Raw genomic sequence first — 23557 nt, forward strand, 5'->3', positions numbered from 1 at the left:
GCCGCCGTAGCCCTCCGGGTGATCTCCATCATGGGGCAGCAGCCCCGGACCATCACAGGTTCGGTCACTTGTCAAGCCGCTGATTGTGCCCCTGACCTGCGCAAACGCATTCGGAGAGTCCTTGATGGCGTGGTAAGATAGGCCACCCTAGGAAGGGGTTTTGCTCATATGACTTTCACCGTCGGCGAAACGGTCGTCTACCCCAATCACGGGGCCGCGGTCATCGAGAACATCGAGATGCGGACGATCAAGGGCCAGGAACGGCAGTACCTCGTGCTTCGGATTGTCGCTCAGCAGGACCTCGTGGTCCGCGTTCCGGCTGACAACCTGGATCTCGTGGGTGTTCGGGATGTCGTGGACAAGGACGGGCTGGACCGGGTCTTCGGGGTGCTCCGCGCGGAGCATGTCGAGGAGCCGACCAACTGGTCGAGGCGCTACAAGGCGAACCTCGAGAAGCTCCACAGTGGCGACGTCATGAAGGTGGCGGAGGTCGTCCGCGACCTGTGGCGCCGTGAGCGTGACCGCGGACTGTCGGCGGGCGAGAAGCGGATGCTCGCCAAGGCTCGCCAGATCCTGGTCTCCGAGCTCGCGCTCTGCGAGAACACCAACGAGGACAAGGCCGAGACGATTCTCGACGAGGTGCTGGCCTCCTGAGCCACTGAGGCCTGTGCTCCGCAGGCCGTTGGCAACGCAACGCCGACGACGTCATACGGTGGGTTCCGATGAACCCGCATCCGTATGACGTCGTCGGCATCTCGGCGCCCGTCGCGGGGCTGGTGGTCGAGGAGGGCCGTGGCTCCCTGCCGTTCCGCCTGATCCACGGCGAGTCGCTGGTGGCTGCGGCTGCCTGGGCCGCCGGCGAGGCCGGGGTCGACCTGCTCGACCAGACGGTCCCCTGGGACGTGGTGGTCGAGCTCGAGCAGCCGCTGCTGCTGCACGACCCGCTGTGCCCGATGACCCCGCCCGAGTTCCTCCGTCGCTGCGCCGAGCGTGCGTCCGTCGAGGACCGGATCATGGTCGGGGTGCGCCCGGTGACCGACACGGTCAAGGAGGCGCACGGCGCGCCCGACGGCGAGACCGACGGCGAGACCGTCGGGGCCAGTGTCGACCGCGACGGCCTGGTCGCCGTCTGCTCCCCGGTCGTGCTGCCGTCGTCAGTGGTCGCGGACCTGCTCGGCGACGGCGGGCGGCTGCCCGCCACCGACTTCGTGGCGCTCGTCGCCGCGCTCCGGCAGCGGTACGGCGCCGACCGGGTCGTTCTCGTCGAGGCACCGCCGACGGCCCGCCGGGTCGCCTCGGACGCCGACCTCCGGGTGCTCGAGGCGCTCACCGACCCGCGCTGAGGCGCCGCTCACCGCCGGGTGCGCGGGTCGTGGGTGGGGTCAGGGTACCGAGGCGGGCAGCCCCGGTCGGCGGCGTCCGGGCGCAGCTCGTAGTGCCAGGGCTCGTTGTCGTAGATCCGGCACAGGCCGTACCGCGCGCCGTGGGTCGCCAGCCACGCGGCGGCGTCGGCGGGTCCCACGTCGACGGCGTCGCCCGACACGTGGGGCGAGGTCTCGGGGGTGGCGACCCAGCGCGCTGCCTCCGCGCGCGAGCCGTAGGTCGCGACGGCCTCGTCGAGGAGCCGTTGCTGGTACTCCGGGGACCGCCAGCCGCTGTTGACCACGATGTCGACGTCGTCGTCGACCGCATCCGTCGCGGCCCGCCGCAGCGCGCGCAGGAGGTCCGGGTCGAGCTCGGTCACACCGGCGTGCGCGTCGTCGTACGCCGAGGTGCCGTCGGGAAGCTCGCCGTCCCCGACGGGGGACGCGGCGTCCGACGACGGCGTGGACATGACGACGCGCGAGCCGGCGACGCCGATCAGTGCCACGAGGAGCAGGACGAGGGGGACGACGGCCGGCCGGAGGCGGTGTCGCGTGGGCCGGGAACTGGGGAAGGAGGCCATGGCGCCCAGTCAAGGCAGCGCGGCGTTGTCAGGGCGTATCGGCTTTTCGATATGCCGGCGATATGTGGCGGCTCGTAGCATCGACCAGGTGCGGGTGCTGATCGTCGAGGACGAGCCTCTCCTGGCCGAGGCCGTCCGCGACGGGCTGCGCCTGGAGGCGATCGCGGCCGACATCGCCGGCGACGGCGACACGGCGCTGGAGCTGCTGAGCGTCAACGCCTACGACATCGCCGTCCTCGACCGCGACGTCCCCGGCCCCTCGGGTGACGAGATCGCCCGGCGCATCGTCGCCTCCGGCAGCGGGATGCCGATCCTGATGCTCACCGCGGCCGATCGTCTCGACGACAAGGCCTCCGGGTTCGCGCTCGGCGCGGACGACTACCTGACCAAGCCCTTCGAGCTCGGCGAGCTCGTCCTCCGGCTCCGCGCGCTCGATCGCCGGCGCGCGCACCATCGTCCGCCCGTCCGGGAGATCGCCGGCCTGCGGCTCGACCCGTTCCGCCGCGAGGTCTACCGCGACGACCGCTATGTAGCCCTGACCCGCAAGCAGTTCGCGGTGCTCGAGGTGCTGGTGGCGGCCGAGGGAGGCGTCGTGAGCGCCGAGGAGCTCCTGGAGCGCGCCTGGGACGAGAACGCCGACCCGTTCACCAACGCCGTCCGGATCACCGTGTCGGCGCTGCGCAAGCGGCTCGGAGAGCCGTGGGTCATCGCCACCGTGGCGGGCGTCGGCTACCGCATCGACCCCCACGGTGACCGCGGGGGAGCAGCCGGTGGATAGGCGGCCCGGCCTGAGTGTGCGCCTCCGGCTGACGCTCAGCTACGCCGGCTTCCTGCTCCTGGCCGGTGCCCTGCTGCTGGCGGTGGTGTGGCTGTTCCTGCTGCGCTACGTGCCTGACGTCGCCGTGACCGTCCCGGTCCGAGACGTCGCCCCCGGCGACCCGAGGCGGTCGCCGTACCTCTTCGTCCCCGGCCGCTCCGACCTGTGGGAGGCGTTCGCTCCCAAGGCCGTGGGGGCGCTGGGCTTCCTGTTGGTGTGCGGCCTGCTGGGCGGGTGGCTGCTCGCCGGGCGGATGCTCGCGCCGCTGGCCCGCATCACCGAGGCCACCCGGACGGCCGCGACCGGCTCCCTCTTCCACCGCATCCAGCTGCCCGGACGCCGCGACGAGTTCCGCGAGCTCGCGGACGCCTTCGACAGCATGCTCGCGCGGCTCGATGCGCACGTCGCGGAGCAGCAGCGGTTCGCCGCAAACGCCTCGCACGAGCTGCGGACGCCCCTGACGATCACCAAGACCCTGCTCGAGCTGGCCCGCAAGGACCCGACCCGCGACACCGGCCGGCTCGTCGAGAGTCTCCACGCCGTCAACACCCGGGCGATCGACCTCACCGAGGCGCTGCTCCTGCTCAGCCGCGCCGACCGACGCTCGTTCGCCCGCGAGGACGTCGACCTCTCGCTCGTCGCCGAGGAGGCCACCGAGACGCTGCTGCCGTTCGCGGAGGCCCGAGGCGTCGTCCTCGAGACCTCCGGCGACATCGCCGTCACCCGCGGTGAGCCGGCGCTGCTCCTGCAGCTGACGACCAACCTCGTGCACAACGCGATCGTCCACAACCTCCCTGAGCAGGGCAGCGTCCGGGTGCTCACCCGCCGTGAGCCGACGGCGGTGGTGCTCACCGTCGAGAACACCGGAGCGCACCTGGACCCCGACCTGGTCGCCACCCTGGCCGAGCCGTTCCAGCGGGGGAGCGAGCGTACCCGCGTCGACCGGGCCGGCCACCCGGGTCATGCCGGCGCCGGCCTCGGCCTCACGATCGTCGCGAGCATCGTCGAGGCCCACGACGGCACCCTCACCCTCTTCGCGCGGCCCGCGGGCGGGCTCCAGGTGACCGTGCGCCTGCCGGCACCCGCCTAGAGCAGCCGCTCGGCGACCCGGAGGTCCTCGGCGAAGGTGACCTTGAGGTTGGCCGGGCCGGAGGGCACGGCGCGCACCTGCGATCCGGGCGGCGCGAACTGCGAGAAGGCAGCCGCGGTGTCGGTGCCGTCGAAGCCGGCCGCCGCGGCGGCTGCGTAGGCCTCGAGCAGCGGCCCGGCCCGGAACGCCTGCGGTGTCTGGACGCCCACCAACCGCGTGCCGGCGCCACCGGGTGACGGAGCCGTCGCCGGATCGCGCGGCAGCAGGCCTGCCAGCTCGACGGTGGATACGGCGCCGCCGTACCGGCGTGCGGTCGTGATCGTCGTGGCGAACAGCCCCGCGTCGGCCAGCGGCCGGGCGCCGTCGTGGATGGCGATGACGTCGATGCTCCCGTCGTCCACGCGGGGAGCGAGGGCGGCGAGGGCCGCCCGCTCGGAGTCCTGACGGGTGGCACCACCCTCGACGAGCAGCACCTCGCGCTCCCCGATCACGGGCAGCAGGGCGGTGCCGACGTCGGCGCGCTCACCGGGCCGGTGGACGACCACGACCGGGTCGACGCCGGGCACGCCGAGGGCGGTGCGCACCGACCAGGCCAGTACGGCATGTCCGCGCAGCGGCAGCAGGACCTTGTTGAGCTCCGCGCCGACCCGACTGCCGCTCCCGGCGGCGAGGACGACGACGGCGGCGGTCGGTGGGGTGCTCACCCCGGTGAGCGTAGTCAGGCTCGGGCCGGGAGCCGGGCGAGCGCCCGGTCGACGAGGGCGAACAGCTCGCCGCTGACCAGCTCCCGGCGCTCGAACGGCAGGTAGTGCCCGGCGCCGGGCGCGACCAGGAGCCGGGCGCCGCGGATGCCGCGGGCGATCTTGCCGGCGTGCTCGGGCGGCGTGAGCAGGTCGCGGCTGCCGACCAGGACGGTGGTGGGGATGTCGTCGAACGCCGCCAGGTTGCCGATCCGGTCGTGGCTCATCATGTCCTTGAAGAACCCGGACATGGTCTCCGGGCGGGCGTGGACGAGCTGGTCGACGGCGTGGGCGATGTCGCGGGCCCGGGCGGGACGGCCGAACAGGAACCGGCGCGCGACCTGGCGCTCGATCGTCGGGAACCTCTGGCGGCGGCTGAGGCTCAGCATCCGCGAGCGGTTGGCGAGGATGAACGGGAGCCGGTCGCGCAGCACCGCTCCGGCCACGGCCGGCAGGCCGAGGGTGATCTTGTCGAGCTCACCGCTCGTCGTGCTGACGAACAGGGCGCCCACGATCCGCGGCATCAGCTCCGGCCGCTCCTCGGGGATCGCCGTGATGGTCATGCCGCCGACCGAGTGGCCGGCGATGACGAGCGGACCCTCGGGGGCGCAGGTGTCGACGACCAGGCCGAGGTCGCGGGCCAGGTGGGGGATGGTGCAGGCGGCCTCGGGGGCGCGGTCGGACCGCCCGTGTCCGCGGTGGTCCCACGTGACCACCCGGACGTCGCGCCCGTAGCGGGCCAGCAGGTCGGTGACCTGGTAGTGCCAGTCCGACTCGTCCGCGGTCCAACAGTGGGAGAGCAGCACCGTCAACGGCGCGTCGGTGCGGCCGTGGACGGTCACCTGGATCCGCAGGCCGTCCTCGGTGATCACGGTGTGGTCGGACATCAGTGCCTCCTCGACGTCGCTCTCGGCGCCCACCCTGCCACGCGACCCGCTGGAGCCGCAGGAGGAGCCGCAGGAGGAGCGGCAGGAGGAGCGGAGGTCAGGAGGAGAGGAGCGCGGTCGCGATCGCCGCCACGCCCTCGCCGCGGCCGGTCAGGCCGAGGCCGTCGGTCGTGGTGGCCGACAGGGACACCGGAGCGCCGAGTACGTCGCCCAGCGCCGCCTCCGCCTCCGCGCGACGGGGGCCGACCTTCGGTCGGTTCCCGATCACCTGCACCGCCACGTTGACGACCGCGAAGCCCGCCGCCTCGACCCGGCGCCGGGTCTCGCCGAGCAGGGCGGCCCCGCTCGCGCCGGCCCACGCGGGCTCCGCCGTACCGAAGTTGCTGCCGAGGTCACCGAGCCCCGCCGCCGACAGCAGCGCGTCGCACGCGGCGTGCGCGGCGACGTCGGCGTCGGAGTGTCCGTCGAGCCGCATGTCCTCGTCCGGCCAGTTCAGTCCGCCGAGCGCGAGCGGCGGGTCCTGCGGACCGCGGGGGACCAGCCGATGGACGTCGGAGCCGATGCCGATGCGCAGGTTCACTCACCCGATCATGCCCGAGTCCGTGCCCGCGCGAGCGACCCGTGCGGGAGAATGGGGCAGGTGAGGACCTCCCGCGCCTGGTGGCCACTGGCCGGACTGCTCGCCGGGGCCGTCGGCCTGGGCCTGAGCTATGCCGTCGCCGCGCTGCTGCACGTGCGGGACTCGCCGGTCGTCGCGGTCGCCGAGGGCGTCATCGCGCTGACCCCCGGCCCGGTCGCGAAGTGGGCGATCGACACCTTCGACACCGCGGACAAGAAGGTCCTCGTCGCCGGGATCCTGATCCTGCTCGCCGTCGTGTTCGGGTGGGTCGGACGGCTGGCGCACCAGCGGTGGTGGGCGGCGGTCACGGGGTTCTCCGTGCTCGCCGGCATCGCTGTCGTCGCCGTGCTCACCAAGCCGACGCCGGGTCTGATCGACCTCGCGCCGATCGTGGCCGGGCTGTTGGGCTGGCTGGTCGTGCTGGCCGTCCTGGCCGAGTGGCTGCGCCGCTGGGAGCTGGTGGAGGACAGCGAGGACCCGGCCGCCGAGCCGATGCACACCCGCCGCCGCTTCTTCACCGCCGCGGGCGGGGCCGCCGCGCTCGCGGTGGCCGGTGGCCTGGTCGGCCGGATCGCTGGCAGCGCGCGCCGCCGGGCCGAGCAGAGCCGGCGGCTGCTGCGGATCGAGGGCACCACCGCGCCCGCCGTACCCGACGGCGTGGGGAACGGCGTCGAGGGCGTCTCGCCCTGGCAGACCGCGAACGACGACTTCTACCTGATCGACACCGCCATCATCAAGCCGACCATCGCGCCCGCCGACTGGGAGCTGCGGATCCACGGGATGGTCGAGCGCGAGGTCCGGCTCTCGTACGCCGACCTGGTCCGTCGCGAGATCACCCAGGACTGGATCACGCTCAACTGTGTGTCCAACGAGGTCGGCGGCGACCTGATCGGCAACGCGTGGTGGAGCGGCATCCGCCTGGCCGCGCTCCTCGCCGAGGCCGGCCCGCTGGCCGGCGCCGACGCGGTGCTGCAGACGTCCGAGGACGGGTGGACCTGCGGTACGCCGCTCGCGGCGCTGACCGACGAGCGCAACGCGATGCTCGCCGTGGCGATGAACGGCGAGCCGCTGCCGATCGAGCACGGGTTCCCGGTTCGCACGATCGTGCCCGGGCTCTACGGGTACGTGTCGGCCTGCAAGTGGGTGGTCGACATGGAGGTCACCCGGTTCGACGACATCACGGCGTACTGGACAGACAAGGGCTGGTCCGAGCAGGGCCCGGTCAAGATCGCCTCGAAGATCGAGGTGCCCGGCGACGGCGCCGACGTGCCGGCCGGGGAGGTCGTCTGCGCCGGGGTCGCGTGGCTCCAGCACACCGGGATCGCCGGCGTCGAGGTGCAGGTCGACGGCGGCCGCTGGCAGCCTGCCACCCTCGCGGCCGCACCGAACCTCGACACCTGGGTCCAGTGGCGGGCCGTGGTCGACGTCGAGCCCGGCGACCACCAGCTCCGGGTCCGTGCCATCGACACCCGAGGTCGCACCCAGACCGGCGCGGTCGCGGACGTCCTGCCGGACGGCGCGACCGGCTGGCACACCATCGACTTCAGTGCTGGTTAGGCGCGAGCGTGTCGCAGATCGTGCTCGCCGCCCGGGGCCTCGCAAGCTCGGCCCCGCGGGCTTCGCACGATGCGGCTTCGCCGCCGTGCGACACGCTGCCGCGCACGCGGTCGAGTTGCGACGTGGTTGCGTCCGCATGGCGGCAAGCCGTTCGGCTCGTGGAACTCCTCCGCTCCTGCGTCGCCTTCGCTTCCCGCGATGACCGACTGCGCCGCGCTGCCGTGCGCCAGTCGGCAGCTCACCAGTTGCCGGCAGGCGAGGGCGGCAACGGGTGAGCGGCGTCGTGGACGACGTATGCCGCGCCGCCGGACGCCTGCAGCCAGACCCTCTCGAGCTGAGCTCGGGAGTAGACCCGCCGGACGCCGTCGTTGCCCGGAGCGGCGGGGTCGTTGACGATCACGTCGCCGGCGGCGGTGAAGCCGACGATCACCAGCAGGTGCCCGTTGGACGAGGAGATCGGGGCTCCGGTGAGCTCGCCGCGGGCGAAGGCCAGGGAGATGACCGGCGGGATGCCGGCCTGGACGAGCAGCTCGGCATCGGTGAGGTCGCGTAGCCGGGTCACGAACGCCTCCCCGGCGGCCCCCACCCGCCGGGCGGCGTACGCGGTGTTGAAGGGCCAGTTCCCGGTCCCTCGATACGCGTGGTCGTAGGTCAGGCGGGCGGTCGCGTCCACCCACGGGTCGGGGTGCCCGGCCGGCACCCAGCCGTAGCTGCCGGGACCGGGCAGCCGCCCGTAGTAGCCGAGCACCATCGCGGTCGACGTCGGCGAGCACCACGCCTCGCCGCCGCCGCCCCATTGCGGGTAGTGGCCGGAGTGGACCATCTGGGAGTAGCGCGGCACCGCCAGCTCCACGCCGCGCGCGGCCATGGGCGCGGACGTGGGGCCCGCGGTGGCGGGCAGGCGGGAGGTCATCGCCGTGACGAGGTCGATGCGCGGCGCCTTGCGGCCGCGCTCGTGGTGCACCGCGACCCGCAGCCGGTACGACGCCAGGCCCGCTGTCTTCCAGGTGTCGGTCACGACCCGGGTGCCGTCGTCGGCCTGCGTGCCGCCGGAGCGGCGCTCGACCACCTTGTCCTTGGCGGCCCAGCGGGCGAGCACGTCCCACGACGTCTTCGCGCCGCCGGCGGACCGGCCGCGGACCTCCACCTCGATCCAGCTCGAGCCGGGGGTCCGGGCGGACCAGGACGCGATCAGCTCCGTGAAGTCGAAGCCGGGGGAGACCCACCGGCTCTTCCAGCGCGCGACCTGGTAGGTCCGGCCGTGCTTCGCGCGCGTCTTCGCCGGCTTCCACGGCCCGGGCGCGGCGAACCGCTCGAGGTCGACCTGCCGGTCGGACACGGCCGCGGCGGCGACCGCCTCGGCGTCGGCGCCCACGGCATCGCCGGAGCGGCCGAGGACGACGGCGAAGACGCCCGTCAGCAGGCAGGCGGCCATGACGAGGGAGGCGAGGGACACGGCGGGATGGGGGAAGGGCCGGCGCATTGGCCCACGGTATGTCACTTCCGTCACTTGCGTCACACCGTCGAGGGGTGCGTCACACCCGCGGCAGATCCGTTTCGCCCCATGCCCCCCGGGAAGGGTGGCGCTCGTGCCCAGACCCCTTCGCCTGCTCGTCCCACTCCTCTCCGCCGCCCTCCTCGCCCTCGCGATGGTGCCGCTGTCCGCCGGCCCCGCCTCCGCCCGGCCGACCGTCGTGGGCGTCGCCGTCGACGACCAGGGCAAGCCGTTGGAGGGCGTCTACTGGGACATCTACAGCCTCCAGGGCGGTCGGTGGACCGGTCTGCAGTTCGGTCCGAAGCTCACCGACGCGAACGGTCGCTTCAGCTTCACCGGCGGGGACGTCGGCCTGAACATCGGCACCAAGTACCGCATCTGCTTCAGCGACACCTTCTACGGCTTCGGCGACGGCGGGGAGTGGACGCCCGACGTCCGGCACCGGGACACCTGCTGGCGCTCCGACGCGACCGTGTCGACGTCGGTGGAGACGGCGAGCGACTGGACGGCGACGGACGGGCCCACGACGTTCACGCTGACCCTGCCCACCGTCGGCCTCGGGATGGCGCCCGTCGAGCCGTTCGTCGTCGGTGCCTACGAGGTGGGCAAGCCGCTCACCGCCGTCGGGCTCGAAGGATGGCGACCGACCACTGCCAACCGGACCTACCAGTGGTACCGATGGGCCACCAACACCACCCTCGAGAAGATCGCGGGCGCCACGGCGTCGACGTACACCCCCACCTCCGCCGACGCCGGCAAGCGTGTGATGGTCGACGTGACCGGCACCTTGGCCGGCTACAAGACCGCCGTCCTCCGGTCGGAGGGCAATATCGTCGGCTCGGCGCACGCCCAGCTCTCGTCGGCCCTGAAGCTCACGGGCACGGCCGCGCCCGGACAGACGTTGACGGCGAGCTTCGGCCCGCCCGCCGGCAGCTACTACAGCGAGATCAGCTGGTACGTCGACGGCGTACCCCAGGTCGGCTTCACCCGGTCCAGCACGACCAGCGCCACCTTCCCCGTGACCGCGGCGATGGCCGGTGCCAACGTCGAGGCGAGGGTGATGGTGTACCTCAACGACGGCGGCGGCAACTTCATCGACGGCAGCCGGATGGACGGCCGGGCCGTGCGCCAGGTCCAGGGCGTCCGCCCGCCGCAGCCGCTTCCCCTCAAGGCGCAGCCGACCGTCGCCACCACCCCGGTGTCCGGTGCGACCGCGGTCGGCGCCACCCTCACCGCGCCGAGCGGCCTCACCGCCGACCCGGCGGCGACCACGACGTACCAGTGGCTGCGCGGCGGTGCTCCCGTCCCCGGGGCGACCACCTCGAGCTACCAGCTGCAGCCCGCCGACGTCGGGAGCCGGATCTCGGTCGCCGCGACGGTGGCCCGCCCGGGCTGGTGGAGCGGCTTCCTCCGCACCTCGGCCACCTCCGAGGTCGTCCAGGGTGTGCTGCCGGCGGGCCAGGTCAAGGTCAAGGGCGGTGCCAAGGTCGGCGCCAAGCTCAAGGCGAAGGTGACCGGTTGGGACGGTGTCACCCTGAGCTATCGGTGGTTCCGCAACGGCGAGGCCATCAAGCCGGCCAAGGCGGCCGCCAAGGCGTCGTACAAGCCGACGGCCAAGGACCGCGGCAAGCGGATCACCGTCGTCGTCACGGCGACCAAGGCGTCGTACCTGCCGGCGACCGTTACCTCGAAGGCGAAGCGGGTCAAGCGCTGAGCCCCGCGCGCGGGTCCGGCGACAATGCCTGCCGGACCCGCGCGGATCCCTAGACTGGGCGCCGTGACCATCCGGCTGTACGACACCGCGACCCGCGAAGTGCGTGACTTCGTGCCCCTGCGCGAGGGCAAGGCGGGGCTGTACGTATGTGGCCTGACGGTCCAGAGCGAGCCCCACGTGGGTCACGTCCGCTCGGCGGTGAACTTCGACGTGCTCCAGCGCTGGCTGCGCCACCGCGGCTACGAGGTCACGTTCATCCGCAACATCACCGACATCGACGACAAGATCCTGGCGAAGTCGGCCGACCAGGGCCGGCCCTGGTACAACCTCGCCTACGCGATGAAGATCGAGCTCGACAAGGCGTACGCCGCGCTCAACGTCGCCCCGCCGACGTACGAGCCGGCCGCGACCGGGCACATCCCGGAGATGGTCGAGCTGATCGAGCGGCTGATCGAGCGCGGCCACGCCTACCCCGCGGCCGACGCCAGCGGTGACGTCTACTTCGACGTCCGCTCGTGGGCCCAGTACGGCGAGCTGACCCACCAGGGCGTCGACGACATGGAGCCGGCCGCCGACGCGACTCCCCAGGAAATGGCGGAGCGCAAGCGCGACCCCCGTGACTTCGCGCTCTGGAAGGGCCGCAAGAACTCCGAGCCGGAGACCGCGTCCTGGCCCAGCCCGTGGGGCCGCGGCCGCCCGGGCTGGCACATCGAGTGCTCGGCGATGGCCGGCAAGTACCTCGGCGAGGCCTTCGACATCCACGGCGGCGGCGTCGACCTGCGCTTCCCCCACCACGAGAACGAACAGGCCCAGTCGCGTGCGGCCGGCGGCGCCTTCGCGTCGTACTGGATGCACAACGCCTGGATCACCACCGCCGGCGAGAAGATGAGCAAGTCGCTCGGCAACACGCTCAGCATCCCGGCGGTGCTGCAGCGGGTGAGCGGCGCGGAGCTGCGGTTCTACATGGTCGCCGCGCACTACCGCTCCCATGTCGAGTTCAGCTTCGAGGCACTCGACGAGGCGGCCGCGGGCTACCAGCGGATCGTCTCCTTCCTCGACCGGGCCGGTGGCCCGGAGGCCGGCGCGCTGCCGCAGGCGTTCGCCGCCGCGATGGACGACGACCTCGGTACGCCGGCAGCGGTGGCCGTCCTCTACGACACCGTGCGCGAGGGCAACCGCCAGCTCGCCGCCGGTGACGACGCTGGCGCGGTCGTGGCCACCGCGGGCGCGGTCGCCGCCATGCTCGACGTCCTCGGTGTCCACCCGGCCGACCCGGCCTGGGCCGGCGCCGGCGCCTCCGGGACCGAGGAGCGGCTCACCGCCGCGGTCGACGCTCTGGTCGCCGGGCTGCTGGACGAGCGCACGCAGGCCCGCGCCGACAAGGACTGGGCCCGTGCCGACGCGATCCGCGACCGGATCAAGGCGGCCGGCATCGAGGTCACCGACACCCCCGACGGACCCACCTGGAGTATCAACTGATGGCCGGAAACTCGAGTCGCAAGGGCGCGATCCGCAAGTCGAGCAAGAAGCCGAGCGTCGGCTCCGGCGGCAAGGTCCGCCGTGGCCTCGAGGGCCGGGGGCCGACGCCGAAGGCGACGGAGCGCGAGTACCACAAGGCGCACAAGGTCGCCGAGGCCAAGAAGCGCGCCGAGAAGCGCGGCGCCGCGGGCCGTGGGCCACGCCGCAAGACCGGCGGCGACGAGTGGATCGCCGGACGCAACTCGGTGGTCGAGGCGCTGCGCGAGCGGGTGCCCGTCACGTCGGTCTACGTCGCCGAGGGTGCCGAGCGCGACGGCCGGCTGCGTGAGGTGTTCCGCATCGCGGCCGAGCACGGCATCGGCCTGCTCGAGGTCAGCCGCGGCGAGCTCGACCGGCTCACCGACGGTGCCGTCCACCAGGGGCTCGCCGCCCGGATCCCGGCGTACGAGTACGCCCACCCGGACGACCTGCTCGACGCCGCCGACGAGATCGGCCAGAAGCCGCTCGTCGTGATGCTCGACTCGATCACCGACCCGCGCAACCTCGGCGCGATCGTCCGCAGTGCCGCCGGCTTCGGCGCGCACGGCGTCGTCATCCCCGAGCGTCGCGCGGCCTCGATGACCGCCGCCGCCTGGAAGACCTCGGCCGGTGCGGCCGCGCGCTGCCCGGTCGCGCAGACGGTCAACCTGACCCGGCAGATCAAGGCCTTCCAGGAGGCCGGCTGCTTCGTCGTCGGTCTCGCTGCCGACGGCGACCTCACGCTGCCCGAGCTCGTGGCGGACGCCGACCTGGTCGGTGGACCCCTCGTGCTGGTCGTCGGCTCCGAGGGCGAGGGCCTCTCCCGGCTGGTCGCCGAGACCTGCGACCGCCTGATGTCGATCCCGATGGCCGGCGTACTGGAGTCGCTCAACGCCGGCGTCGCCGCGTCGGTGGCCCTGTACGCCGTCGCGGAGGCCCGCGCCGACACGTGATCTCGACCCGCCGTCTCCTCGCGGTCCTGGCCCATGCCGGGGCCTGGGCGGTGCTGTCGGTCGCGATCGCGGCCGCGATCTTCGTCAACAGCGAGCGGACCGTCGAGATCGCCAGCCACGAGGCGACGCTCAGCCCCGACTTCTCCGGCGAGGTCGTCGCCCGGATGGGACCGGTGCTGCCCGATCTCCGGATCCCGTCGGGCACCTGGGTCGGCGTGGAGGTCGAGCTCGGGAAGACCGACGCCGCCACGCTCGAGGAGCTGACCGGCCGGTACGCCGCGATCGCCTCCCAGCCGGAGGGACAGATCGCGGTCGCCGAGCGGACGGTCGTCGCGATGGCGCTCGCCGCTGCCGTGCAGGGTGCCGTGCTGGGAGGCGTCCCCCTGCTCGTGTGGGCCGCCGTCGGGCCCACTCGACGGCGGGAGCTCTACGCCGGGCTGCGCACCCGCGGCGGCATCGCCGTGTCGGGCCTCGTGGTCGTGCTGGTCGTCGTGGCGGTCATCCCCTACGGCTGGGGTCGCACCGACCCGCCGGCCGAGCACTGGACGGCGCTGCACGACTTCCTCGGCCCCGAGGTGCCGTTGCCCGCCGAGGCTGCCGACGTCGAGGTGATGTCCGACGCGACGACCGCCCAGTCCCGGCGCCTTATCGAGAGCGGGATCAGCAGCTACCAGAAGAGCGTCGAGTTCTACTCCCAGGCCGCGGACAACGCCGCCGCGCTCGAGCTGCGCCAGCCGGAGGAGGGGGAGACGGTCGTCCTCCTCGTCTCCGACCGGCACGACAACGTCGGCATGGACAAGGTCGCCCGGGCGATCGCCGATGCCGGTGGCGCCACGGCCGTGTACGACGCCGGTGACGACACCTCGACCGGCAGTCGGTGGGAGGCGTTCTCCCTCGACTCGCTGGCCGCCACCTTCGAGGACTTCGACGGCCGGTGGGCCGTCGCCGGCAACCACGACAGCGGCGGCTTCGTGCGCTCGCACCTCGAGGACCTCGGCTGGACCTACTTCGACGACGAGGTGATCGACGGGCCCGGCGACTCGCGGATCCTCGGGATCGACGACCCGCGCTCCAGCGGGCTGGGGGACTGGCGCGAGCAGACCGGTCTCAGCTTCGGTGAGGTGGCCGAGCTGCTGGCCGATGCCGCCTGCGCCGCCGACGAGGACGGCGACCGGGTCGGCACGCTGCTCGTCCACGATGCCAATATCGCCAAGCCCGCTCTGGCCCGCGGCTGCGTCGACCTCGTGCTCGGCGGTCACGTCCACGTGCAGACCGGGCCCACGGAGGTCACCGCTGAGGACGGCCGGGTCGGCTACACCTACACCCTCGGGACGACGGGCGGCGCGGCGTACGCGATCGCCATCGGCAGCAAGCTGCGCCGTCCGGCCAGCATCGGCCTGGTGACCTACCGCGACGGCCGGCCGGTCGGTATCCAGTCGGTCACGCTGCAGCCCAACGGCCGCTACGAGGTCGACCCGTGGGCGGAGCTCACCTACTGACACCTCGTCGGTGCGCCAACATAAATACCTTGAAAAATGTTGTGGCGCAGTGGATCCCTTGGTAACTTGCTTTTATGTTTACCTCTACCATTTCGCGAATTGGCCGCAGGATCACAGGCCTTGGTGCTATCACCCTCAGTCTGGTGATCTTGACTCCTGCTGCCTCTTTCGCTGGGACCAGTCAGTTCGCCAAGTACCAAAGTTTTCAAGGAAACTGCACAGGCGCGAACTACGAAGCGTGGGCGTACTTCGAGCAGTCTGGTGACAAGGTGACGGCAACCGACATGTGCGTCGATGGACACTCGGCTGTGACGAAGTGGAAGGCGGGCAACCTTGGTGATCCGAAACTGCTCTGGGCAAGCGGCGGTGCCGGAGACAGCGTTACGATCTCGCGTCCCGAGATTCCAGAGGGTGCGGATGTATTCATCAAGGCGTGCATCGGAGAATTTGGGTCAAAGACAGTGATCGACTGCACTGAATGGAAAGTGGGAGTCGCGTAGATGTAAATAGCTGACCTGGCCCCGGCAGCATGTCGACCCCGGCGACGAAGGTCGCCTGCACGGAGGGCGCGACCAACACGTCGATCGTCAAGATCGTCTCGGTCGGCAAGGCGGGCGAGAAGTGCGCGAACGGCTCCCAGCCGCTGGAGAACGTGACCCGCAAGACGCTGCTCTGCCTCGGCCCGGCCGCCTGAGCCGCGTCGTTCCTCCCAACGCACCTGACGAACGGGCTGTGAGCTGGCGCCGAGCGCGACCCGTTCGTCAGGTGCGACGGGGAACGGCCCGAGGTGCTGCCCCGCCAGGCGGGCCCTAGGCTGTTCTCCACGATCCCCGGTTGGTCTGCCGGCAGGGCCCGCCTGACTTTGAATCAGGACAAGCGACGTAGGTTCGACTCCTACCCGGGGAGCCAGACAGCGGAGTATCCGCAGGTCAGCGAGCGTGTGGCCGTGGTGAGTACGAATCATCACGGCCACACTCACACTCGCAGTCTCACGGGATTCTCACGCGATGCACGCTGCTGCCCCGCTCAGCGGGCTGCGGCGAACACCTCTCCGACGGCAGCGGCGGCGCTCGCGGCCCCGCTCTCACTGGGCTTCACGTAGAACGCGAGGTGCGTCGCGACGGTGTGCCCAAGGACGGCGGCAGCGTCGGCCGGGGCTACCCCAGCGCGGTGCATGAGCGTCGCCAGCGAGTGCCGCAGCGCGTGTAGGCGGATCACGGGCAGGCCGCTGGTCGTGCGCAGGCTGCGCCACCGCAGCGCGTAGGTCTCAGGGTGGATGCCCTGGCCCAGCGCGTTCACGATCACGAGTCCGGTGTCCTCGTACGCCGCGCCCACCTTCAGTCGGTCGGCAGCCTGCCGGGCTCGCAGGCTGCGGAGCGCTGCCACGGTGCCCGGGGCCATGACCTCCGCCGCGACCGTCCTGGTGCTCGCGTCGCTCTTGGTGTCGTCGAGGGACGTTGCGCCTCCCCGGCCAATCTTGACCCGGCTCGACTCCACCAAGACGGTGCCAGCGTCGAGGTCAACCGACGACCAACGAAGCCCCAGCACCTCACTGCGGCGTAGCCCGCACGTGGCCAGCATGAACGCGGCGTGTGCCCAGTCGTCGCAGGTGGAGGTGACGTGGGAGCGGAACGCGAGCAACTGCCCGGGCTCCCAGATCTGAACCGGAGCGCTGTCGCCCTTCCGCTTGCGGCGCGGCTTAACATCGGCGGCGACGTTGCGCCGCAGCACGTCTGTGCTCACGCCGTACTGGAGACACTGCCGCAGGCTCCCCAGCGCGTACACCAGCGATCGGTGAGACAGCGGCCGACCCCTGCGCCCTCCCTCGGTCGCCAGTGCCTCCATGATGCCCTCAACGTCGCGACGGGTGATGCTCTGCGCTGCCCGCCTGCCGAGCCTGTCGAGCACCGGGGCAAGGGCGTCGGCGTACCCGGAGCGAGTGACCTCGCGAACGTCCCGCTTGCTGGCGAGCCAGTCGGTAGCAAGCGTCTCCAACGTGACCTTGCTCGGCTGGGTGTAGTCACCCTCGGCAAGCCGGGCACGGGTCTCGGTGACGAACGTCCGCGCCGCCGCGAGGCTGTCGCGGGTGGCGGTGATCTGCTTGCGGGGCGCGCCCTTCGGGGCCACGTCCAAGGTCACCCGGAAGCGGGGTCGCCCCTGCTTGTCGAACACGAGCCTGATCGGCTCGTCCTCTCTGGGTCTGGTGATCCTTGCCATTGCTGTTCTCCTCTCGTTGCCCGGCTTGGGTGCCGGGGTCTGGGTGTGGGTCAGTTGGGGGTCATCGGAGGTCAGTCATCGGGGCTGATGTATCCGCGCTCGCGTGCCTGCTGGAGCCAGGTCCGAACGCGGGTACGGGTGAGGGCTCCGCCGCCCCTGGAGGTGACGCCCTCGGTGCCTAGGACAGTCCAGACATCGCGAGCAGCGAACGGGTTCCGGCTGCCTTTGACAGACCTGTAGATGTCGGCGACGTGGCGAAGGAGTCGATCGTGCTGCTCGGCGGCAGGCCCATCGGGGGCCGTGTATCGCTTGGCGGGCTGACCCTGTCGCTGGCCGATGCGCTTGGCGGCCTCGCGTGAGCCCCAGATTGCGGTGCCCCATGGGACAGACTCGACAACAGCGCGGGTGACCGAGGCGGGGTTCGCCCACTCCGGTCGCGGTTCGCCAAGGGTGCCGCCGACCGAGGTCAGGGTGACCGAGGCGGGTACGGCGTTGCCTTTGCGGTCCGTCGCCCAGTCGACGATGACGGCCCAGTCCTTGCCGTCGCGGTCGGTGTGGCGAGCGACGGTGCGGTTCTCCCACCCGTTGGAACTCTGGCCCTCCTGCACGCGACGTGCCCACTGAGCGCCGAGGTCTGCTGCCCATCGGGCGAGGTCCCGTGCTGTCTTGTCCGTTCCCATGTCATAAACGATACATCACGCCGTGAACTGTGCCGGATATTTGAACCTGGGTCCGGCGACCGCCGCACGGATGAGCACGAACGATGGAGAGCGCAGGGATGATGAGCGCGAACGAGACTCAGGTGTTGAGGGACGAGCGGTTCGGGCTGCTCTCCGAGGTGCGAGACAGGGCCACCGTGCCCGTGTGGAGCCACGACGGACCGAGTGCGGCTCGGCTCCTCGGTTTGGGGAGGTCGGCCGCGTACGAGGCCGCACGGAACGGCGAGATGCCGGGGGTCGTCCGCATCGGAGGCGCGGTGCGCGTGAGTGTCCCGACGCTGCTGGCGGCGCTGGGGGTCGAGCAGTGACCAGCGTCCTGACTCCTCAGCACTGGCTCGACCGCGCTGAGCACTGCGAGTTCGATGGGCTGGCTGAGACCTACCGCGAGGTGGCTCGGGCGCTCACGCCGCCGGTCGAGGCCAATGAGGTGCTGTCGCGGTCGGCTGTTCTGGTCGAGGTCGCCCGCGACGAGGACGAGCCTGAGCGGTCGGCCTTGCTGGCGACTGCTGGGGCGCTGGTCGCAACGTTGAGGCGGGTGCTCCGGTGAGCGCGTTCAACGCGTTCGACTGGTTCCGGGCCGTGCGCGCCGCGATCAGGTCAGGTCAGCCGGGGATGGTGCCTGCCGTGATGATGACGGCGTTCGTGCTTCAGGACTACTCGGACTACGGCACGGGGGAGCGGGCTCGACCGATGGCATCGACGCTGGCATGGGAGACGGGCCAGGACGAGCGCACGGTCCGGCGTCACCTTGGGGCAATGAGGGACGCGGGTCTGATCGAGCAGATCCGACGCGGTGGAGGTGCCGGTGCATCGGCTCGGGGCACGGAGTGGAGGCTCCGGATCCCTGTCGCAACTGCGGACACTAGTGACCTGAGTACGGGAACTCCGGACAGAACTCCGGACAGAACTCCGGACACTGGTGGCCTACAAATCGAGAACATCGAGAGCACCGAGATTCCTCATCTTCCTTTCTCAGACGCGAACGCGAACGCGAGGAGGGACGAGGGAGGAGGACCCGGCGCTGACGCGCGGGGCCGCGACGCGGGGACGTCCCCGGAGTCGGAGCTGCTGGTCAAGGCTGGGCTCCCTGTCGAGGACGTCGCTGAGTTCGTCGCGTACATCCGCACCAAGCACGCGGTGAAGTTCCCGGAGAAGTGGCTACGAACTGCGGCGGAGCGGAACCTCCCCGAGGTCGTCGCGGAGTGGAGGGACGAGCGCGACGAGGCGGCCAGCAACGAGGCATCGGCGCAGTCTGGTCGAGTCCTGGGGTACGCCCGCTCGCGTGGACTGACGCCGTATTCGTCGGAGCCACTGTGGCTTGAAGCCTGGGCGGTGGCAGGAGCAGTCAGCCGAGGGACCGAGACCGAGGCCGAGGCGCTGATGAAGATCGACGAGATCGTCACACGTCGAAAGGGAGTGCCCACGGACGAGTCCGTCGTCGCGGAGGTCGATGTCGAGGACCACCGCTCCGCCGGTCAGGACGTCGACCTGTGCCAGTTGGAGACGGCGCGCGAGGACCGGGGATCCATCGGTGTGAGGGGAGAAACGGCGTGAACAGGAAGATCGAGCCGGTGCACATCCGGGTCACCGGTCCGCGTGAGTCCGTGGTCCGGGCGATGCAGGTCATTCAGGCCGCGCTGGATGCCGAAGGGTTCCCGGAGGTCAGGCCGGAGCCGAGTCTTCGGCTTGTCCGAGGCGGTGCAGCGTGAGCATCTGGCGATGCTCGGGAGGCTGCGGTCGGTCAACGCCGCCCGGCTCGGCCTGCTCATCCTGCACGGTCTTCCGACAGCGCTTCATGGGCGGCTGGGACCCGTTCGCATCGTTCGGCAGGTCCGAGGCCGTCGAGAACGAGAACGGCGCTCAGATCCTCGTTCAGGGTGAGGGCGGTGAGGTCGCGTGAACTCGGTGTTGTGGGCGTTGGCCGACGCGCTGGACATCGTGCCGACGCCGCCTGATGCGAGGGTGGCCGCGATGTTGACCGGCTGGTGGTCGCGACCGCGACTGATCGGCTGCGCGGCGCTGCGGAAGGACTCCACGGCCCCATGGTTCGTCTGCGCTCCTGACCCGACTGTGCTCTGCGGAGCCTGTGCGGCTGAGCGTCACAAGACCGAGCGCAGGTGCATGTTCTGCCACGCCGAGGTGGCGCCCACCGACGAGGTCGCAGTCATCCACGAGATGAAGAACGCCACGGTCGTCGTGCTCGGCCGAACCCACCAGACCTGTCAGGAGGAGAAGTGATGAACCTCGACTTCCGGGGATGGACTCCCGACAAGTTCGGCGTCATCCCCACCAGACCCACAGGAGGAACCATGCCGCGACCGACGAGGGCCACGAAGCCCACGACCGGGACGAAGCCGACGAGGCGGAAGATCACCAAGCCCAAGGCGGCCAAGCCCACGATCACCGGGGCGGAGTACACCCCGTTGACACCTGGGCAGCGTCTCCAGATCGAGAAGGACCATCCGCCGCGTGAGTGGAAGGGCGATGCCCGCGAAGTCGAGACCGCCCCCTGCGGGGTCTGTGGCGGGCCTGTCTCCACCGCGACGATGCGCTACTCCGCCCCGTTCGCGATCCACCCGGAGTGTCACGGCCTGTCCAGTGTCGCGAGCCGTCTCTGCGCCGCTGCCCCGATCGTCCTCGGTGCCGCGATCACCCGTGAGGACGCACGGGTCATCGCCTCCGCCGTCGATGCGCCCGCATACCAGAACCTGCCTACCTCGCAGCCGGTGATCGAGTCCGGCAGGGTGCCGCGTCCGTGGGCTCACCTCGACAAGCGCGAGATCAAGCGGGCCGTGAGTGCCCTTCCCCGGCTGAGGAAGGAGGCCGGGCTCGACCCGGTCCGGTGCAGCGATGGGCCGTGCGCCTGGTGCGGAGTCCGTGAGGCCATCGGATGGATCCGCCACGGCCACAAGTGGTCAGACGGACAGCCCGCCCCGTTGTGTGGTCTGTGCACAGACATGTACGAGCGCTACGGCTCCAGTCCTGTCGAGCCGATGTACCTCTCCGACTACACCAGTCAGCGGCGCATCGGCTACGACGCGATGGTCGGGCGCACGCCGAGCATGGGCAGGGGAGCCCCCGGTGGGTTCCGTCTCTACGCCGAGGTTGCCGACGCCGCCCGCGACGGATACGTCGAGTCCTGGGGCTACATCCCCGCCGAGCAGCGGCCCGGCACTACCGAGCACGGCCTTGCCCAGGCCCGCCACCGAATCGAGGACCAGCAGCGCAGGGCCGACGAGCAGGCGCGGCGACAGGCTGCCGAGCAGGCCGAGGCGCAGGCTTGGGGATGGGGGCACCGATGAGTGACGGACTCCTGCCCGAGCGCGAGCCGCCCGAGCCTTCGCGTCGCGTCCGGGCCGACGCACTGGAGCGAGCCGAGCAGGCATGGCGCATGCGGACTGCCGGTCTGAGTTGGTCGGAGGTCGCGACCCGACTCGGATACAGCGACCGCAGCAACGTGATCAGGCTCGTGAGGGAGGTCTTCGAGGAGCTGCCCGAGCCCGACCGTACGGAGTTGCGTTCGCTCTGGCGTGACCGTCTGGAGCGTGTCTGGCGGCAGGGGATGATCGACGCTCACCAGCAGCGTCCCGGCGCGATCACCGCGCTGGTCAGGATCGCGGAGGCAGCCATGCGACTCGACGGCCTGAACGCCCCTGCCGAGGTGGTCGTTCACGCCCCTACCGAGCAGGAACTAGAGGCATGGGTCGCACTCGTGTTGGACACCGGCGCACCGGTGTTGGAGGAAGGCGACATCTTCGGCGCGTAGCCCGCTAGGTCTGGCGGGTCGGGAGGACGTGACCGCTGGGTAGCAGGTGCGGCAGATGCTCTGCCGTCATCGCGTGCACCTCCCACGCGATCTGACGAAGGCTGGCGGGTACCGGGGACGCCTTCGGCTTGTCCTCACCCACGTAGATCTGCAGCGCGTTGTGTCGGGTCAGCGAGTGGTGGTCGCCGTCGATTGACCGGTCGACGTGCGCACCACCGCCCATGTCGGCAACGGCCTTGACGAGTTTGCGTCGTGAGAAATGTGCGCCCGTCGCGTCACGAATGACCGTCTGATCCCACCAGTCTGTGAACCCCCGACCTGTGCCACCTGGGCGAGGGACAGGGCGATTCCTTGTCACGTACTTCACCTGGACCTGCCACGGAAGACGAGGCAAGTCGCCGAACTGATCGAAGCGAGGCGTCCACGCTGGTGAGCCGTCGAATGCGCCCAGCATGAGCAGGGACGTCTTGGGCAGCAGGTCGCCGTCCATCACGTCTGACCCGGATGCGACCCACCACGATTGATCCAGTGCGCCGAAGTGCTCCAGCAGTGCCTTGGTGCGCCCGGAGGTGTGATGCAGGAGGATGCGCAAGCGCAGCGCGATGTTGAAGTGCTCGGCCTCGTCGCCCTCGTCGTATCGTGCACATGCGCCGAGCAGCAGAGAGAACTGGGTTCGGCCAGCCTCGATCAGGTCGTCGTCCGTCAGGTCCACGCGCATGCTGGGCACGTTAGCCGTGGGCGAATCGCTCGGTCTCTCGTTTCCTGGACACAGGGTGCTTCCATCGACCGTGACTTGGGGACATGTGGAGTGTCAGTTAGTTGTCGGACAGCTGGCGCTCGCTGCTATTGGACCGACGAGAACTTGAAGGCGAACGTCGGTGTCCGTAGGCCGTTGCTGTCCACGATCGAGTTCTCCGAGATGCAGTAGGTCCCATCTTTCTGGAACGCGCCACTGAACGTCACCGATTGCCCCTCGGACAGCCCTGCTACCTGCCCGTAGACATCGGACCCGGCCTCGATCCCGGTGTCGAAGAGTCCGGCGTCGGCCTCGATCGCGATTCCCTTTGCGAGTTCGATCTTCAAGATCGCGTCGTCGCCGCCGAGCGTGTCGGAGATGGTGACGACTGTGCCCTTCCATTCCTCCACCTTCAGGCTGGTCGGAAGGATCTCGCACAACTTGTCTCCCAGGGAGACCTTGGCTTGGTTCACTTGGGCTCCGTTGTCGGCCTCGGACGATTGTGCCGCTTGGACAGCCGCGACGAAGTCTGCCTGGGCTTCTCGTCCGACAGGTCGGTTCGCGAGAGTTCCGATCACGACGATGATGGCGATGAGTGTGACGGCGCCGATCGCGATGGCACCACCAGTGCGCAGGCCGCGACCACGCTTCCCGCTCGCGCCTGCTGGGGCGGGGGGCGTTGGAGCTGATTCGGTGAAAGGCGCCCATGCCTCGCCGGTGAAGACGTGGCCGTTCTTCACGTCGCCGGGGTAGTAGGGCGGCCTCGCCGTTGTGGGCAACCGGCGCAGCGGGACCCATCCGGCCCTGGTCAGTACGTGACCGTTCTCAACGGTGCCCATGTGGCGGGAGACGTCCTGGCGGGCGTCGTCGTTGGGGGGAGGCGTCATCGGTCGTGCTCCGGCTCTGCTTGACGGCTCAGGGCGAGCCGTGCGAGTGGTGTCGTGCTATGTATAGCGTGGTCTTGTGGAGCGTGTGACGACAACTTGAACTTGTGCGTTCACCGGGCAAGCAGTCGCGGCCTCCGCTGACTGACTACCGGGCGGCGTTCGGGCAAGACCTACGCGCGATTCGTGAACGTGTCGGCGTCAGCCAGGAGGCGCTGGCGCACGCCATCGGCATGAGTCGTCGCTATCTGTCCGGGATCGAACGCGGGGAGGCCAACCCCACCCTGGATCAGATCGTGCGACTTGCGGATGGCCTCGGCGTCGAGCCAGGAGAACTACTGCCCGCGCGTGCTAACCCGTCGGCGCCTTGAGGTAACAACCAGTCCGTATGGGCGGAGGTCCGGCGCATCCGACGGGTCGCC

General features: G+C 70.8%; 27 protein-coding genes and 1 tRNA gene. 19 read left to right on the forward strand and 9 right to left on the reverse strand.

The features are described from left to right. Positions 1 to 168: 168 nt before the first annotated feature. Positions 169 to 654, forward strand: a complete 486-nt coding sequence (locus KVF89_RS16295) for a CarD family transcriptional regulator (protein WP_028654642.1) — start codon at positions 169 to 171, stop codon at positions 652 to 654. A gap of 68 nt (positions 655 to 722) precedes the next feature. Next, positions 723 to 1343: a glycosyltransferase family protein gene (locus KVF89_RS16300; protein WP_257427108.1), complete on the forward strand. Its 621-nt coding sequence runs from the start codon at positions 723 to 725 to the stop codon at positions 1341 to 1343. A gap of 8 nt (positions 1344 to 1351) precedes the next feature. On the opposite strand, the gene KVF89_RS16305 is transcribed toward KVF89_RS16300, so the two are convergent. Continuing rightward, positions 1352 to 1945, reverse strand: a complete 594-nt coding sequence (locus KVF89_RS16305; protein ID WP_257427110.1) for a M15 family metallopeptidase — start codon at positions 1943 to 1945, stop codon at positions 1352 to 1354. An 88-nt stretch (positions 1946 to 2033) separates the two neighbouring features. Here KVF89_RS16305 and KVF89_RS16310 point away from each other — a divergent pair, with 88 nt between their 5' ends. Together KVF89_RS16310 and KVF89_RS16315 are read left to right on the forward strand one after the other, a co-directional pair. Continuing rightward, the gene (locus tag KVF89_RS16310; RefSeq protein WP_257427112.1) at positions 2034 to 2723 is read left to right on the forward strand and encodes a response regulator transcription factor; all 690 of its coding nucleotides are present in this window, start codon (positions 2034 to 2036) and stop codon (positions 2721 to 2723) included. Further along, complete coding sequence (locus KVF89_RS16315) at positions 2716 to 3852, forward strand: sensor histidine kinase (RefSeq protein WP_257427113.1); 1137 nt, start codon at positions 2716 to 2718, stop codon at positions 3850 to 3852. Before KVF89_RS16310 ends, KVF89_RS16315 begins: the two co-directional genes overlap by 8 nt. Here KVF89_RS16315 and KVF89_RS16320 read toward each other — a convergent pair. From KVF89_RS16320 to ispF, 3 genes are all read right to left on the reverse strand, one after another. Further along, on the reverse strand, positions 3849 to 4556 hold the full coding sequence (locus KVF89_RS16320) for an IspD/TarI family cytidylyltransferase (protein ID WP_257427115.1): 708 nt from the start codon (positions 4554 to 4556) through the stop codon (positions 3849 to 3851). The two genes, KVF89_RS16315 and KVF89_RS16320, sit on opposite strands and share 4 nt — an antisense overlap. A 14-nt stretch (positions 4557 to 4570) precedes the next feature. Then, positions 4571 to 5479: an alpha/beta fold hydrolase gene (locus KVF89_RS16325; protein WP_257427116.1), complete on the reverse strand. Its 909-nt coding sequence runs from the start codon at positions 5477 to 5479 to the stop codon at positions 4571 to 4573. 97 nt (positions 5480 to 5576) lie between these two features. Next, positions 5577 to 6059 (reverse strand): 2-C-methyl-D-erythritol 2,4-cyclodiphosphate synthase, encoded by a 483-nt coding sequence (gene ispF / locus KVF89_RS16330; RefSeq protein WP_257427118.1) that lies wholly within the window; start codon positions 6057 to 6059, stop codon positions 5577 to 5579. Between the two features lie 60 nt (positions 6060 to 6119). Between ispF and KVF89_RS16335 the strand changes: the two genes are divergently transcribed. Further along, complete coding sequence (locus KVF89_RS16335; RefSeq protein ID WP_372497928.1) at positions 6120 to 7655, forward strand: molybdopterin-dependent oxidoreductase; 1536 nt, start codon at positions 6120 to 6122, stop codon at positions 7653 to 7655. 238 nt (positions 7656 to 7893) lie between these two features. Here the strand turns inward: KVF89_RS16335 and KVF89_RS16340 are convergent, their stop codons facing one another. Next, complete coding sequence (locus KVF89_RS16340) at positions 7894 to 9138, reverse strand: C39 family peptidase (protein WP_257427123.1); 1245 nt, start codon at positions 9136 to 9138, stop codon at positions 7894 to 7896. A gap of 106 nt (positions 9139 to 9244) precedes the next feature. On the opposite strand from KVF89_RS16340, the gene KVF89_RS16345 reads away from it, so the two are divergent. The 7 genes from KVF89_RS16345 (at position 9245) to KVF89_RS16375 (ending at position 15722) form a co-directional block, all read left to right on the forward strand. Next, complete coding sequence (locus KVF89_RS16345; RefSeq protein ID WP_257427124.1) at positions 9245 to 10864, forward strand: hypothetical protein; 1620 nt, start codon at positions 9245 to 9247, stop codon at positions 10862 to 10864. 63 nt (positions 10865 to 10927) lie between these two features. Next, positions 10928 to 12343, forward strand: a complete 1416-nt coding sequence (cysS, locus tag KVF89_RS16350; protein WP_443690001.1) for a cysteine--tRNA ligase — start codon at positions 10928 to 10930, stop codon at positions 12341 to 12343. Beyond that, on the forward strand, positions 12343 to 13314 hold the full coding sequence (gene rlmB, locus KVF89_RS16355; protein WP_257427128.1) for a 23S rRNA (guanosine(2251)-2'-O)-methyltransferase RlmB: 972 nt from the start codon (positions 12343 to 12345) through the stop codon (positions 13312 to 13314). The genes cysS and rlmB overlap by 1 nt, the downstream gene beginning before the upstream one ends. Further along, positions 13311 to 14813, forward strand: a complete 1503-nt coding sequence (locus tag KVF89_RS16360) for a metallophosphoesterase (protein ID WP_257427129.1) — start codon at positions 13311 to 13313, stop codon at positions 14811 to 14813. The genes rlmB and KVF89_RS16360 overlap by 4 nt, the downstream gene beginning before the upstream one ends. Positions 14814 to 14956: 143 nt before the next feature. Beyond that, entirely contained in the window at positions 14957 to 15313 is a 357-nt protein-coding gene (locus KVF89_RS16365) for a hypothetical protein (RefSeq protein WP_257427131.1), read from the forward strand. Positions 15314 to 15342: 29 nt separating this feature from the next. Further along, on the forward strand, positions 15343 to 15507 hold the full coding sequence (locus tag KVF89_RS16370; RefSeq protein WP_257427133.1) for a hypothetical protein: 165 nt from the start codon (positions 15343 to 15345) through the stop codon (positions 15505 to 15507). A gap of 133 nt (positions 15508 to 15640) precedes the next feature. Next, positions 15641 to 15722, forward strand: a tRNA-Gln gene (locus KVF89_RS16375). 117 nt (positions 15723 to 15839) lie between these two features. Here KVF89_RS16375 and KVF89_RS16380 read toward each other — a convergent pair. Then, a complete protein-coding gene (locus KVF89_RS16380; RefSeq protein ID WP_257427135.1) occupies positions 15840 to 17030 on the reverse strand; it encodes a site-specific integrase in 1191 nt (396 codons plus the stop codon). A 71-nt stretch (positions 17031 to 17101) separates the two neighbouring features. Continuing rightward, a complete protein-coding gene (locus KVF89_RS16385; protein ID WP_257427137.1) occupies positions 17102 to 17710 on the reverse strand; it encodes a hypothetical protein in 609 nt (202 codons plus the stop codon). Positions 17711 to 17835: 125 nt separating this feature from the next. Between KVF89_RS16385 and KVF89_RS16390 the strand changes: the two genes are divergently transcribed. The 6 genes from KVF89_RS16390 (at position 17836) to KVF89_RS16415 (ending at position 21515) form a co-directional block, all read left to right on the forward strand. Then, positions 17836 to 18057, forward strand: coding sequence for a helix-turn-helix domain-containing protein (locus tag KVF89_RS16390; protein WP_257427139.1), 222 nt, complete (start codon positions 17836 to 17838; stop codon positions 18055 to 18057). Continuing rightward, positions 18054 to 18296, forward strand: a complete 243-nt coding sequence (locus tag KVF89_RS16395) for a hypothetical protein (RefSeq protein WP_257427141.1) — start codon at positions 18054 to 18056, stop codon at positions 18294 to 18296. Before KVF89_RS16390 ends, KVF89_RS16395 begins: the two co-directional genes overlap by 4 nt. Beyond that, positions 18293 to 19303, forward strand: coding sequence for a hypothetical protein (locus tag KVF89_RS16400; RefSeq protein WP_257427142.1), 1011 nt, complete (start codon positions 18293 to 18295; stop codon positions 19301 to 19303). The genes KVF89_RS16395 and KVF89_RS16400 overlap by 4 nt, the downstream gene beginning before the upstream one ends. A gap of 342 nt (positions 19304 to 19645) precedes the next feature. After that, positions 19646 to 19987, forward strand: a complete 342-nt coding sequence (locus KVF89_RS16405) for a hypothetical protein (protein WP_257427145.1) — start codon at positions 19646 to 19648, stop codon at positions 19985 to 19987. After that, on the forward strand, positions 19987 to 21051 hold the full coding sequence (locus tag KVF89_RS16410) for a hypothetical protein (protein ID WP_257427147.1): 1065 nt from the start codon (positions 19987 to 19989) through the stop codon (positions 21049 to 21051). Before KVF89_RS16405 ends, KVF89_RS16410 begins: the two co-directional genes overlap by 1 nt. Next, entirely contained in the window at positions 21048 to 21515 is a 468-nt protein-coding gene (locus KVF89_RS16415) for a hypothetical protein (RefSeq protein WP_257427149.1), read from the forward strand. Before KVF89_RS16410 ends, KVF89_RS16415 begins: the two co-directional genes overlap by 4 nt. A gap of 4 nt (positions 21516 to 21519) precedes the next feature. On the opposite strand, the gene KVF89_RS16420 is transcribed toward KVF89_RS16415, so the two are convergent. Both KVF89_RS16420 and KVF89_RS16425 read right to left on the reverse strand, forming a co-directional pair. Further along, positions 21520 to 22233 (reverse strand): hypothetical protein, encoded by a 714-nt coding sequence (locus KVF89_RS16420; protein ID WP_257427151.1) that lies wholly within the window; start codon positions 22231 to 22233, stop codon positions 21520 to 21522. Between the two features lie 125 nt (positions 22234 to 22358). After that, entirely contained in the window at positions 22359 to 23138 is a 780-nt protein-coding gene (locus KVF89_RS16425; RefSeq protein ID WP_257427153.1) for a hypothetical protein, read from the reverse strand. 104 nt (positions 23139 to 23242) lie between these two features. Here KVF89_RS16425 and KVF89_RS16430 point away from each other — a divergent pair, with 104 nt between their 5' ends. Next, positions 23243 to 23506, forward strand: a complete 264-nt coding sequence (locus KVF89_RS16430) for a helix-turn-helix domain-containing protein (protein ID WP_257427155.1) — start codon at positions 23243 to 23245, stop codon at positions 23504 to 23506. Positions 23507 to 23557 lie beyond the last annotated feature (51 nt).

It is taken from the genome of Nocardioides carbamazepini, from assembly GCF_024614185.1.
Classification (GTDB): domain Bacteria; phylum Actinomycetota; class Actinomycetes; order Propionibacteriales; family Nocardioidaceae; genus Nocardioides; species Nocardioides carbamazepini.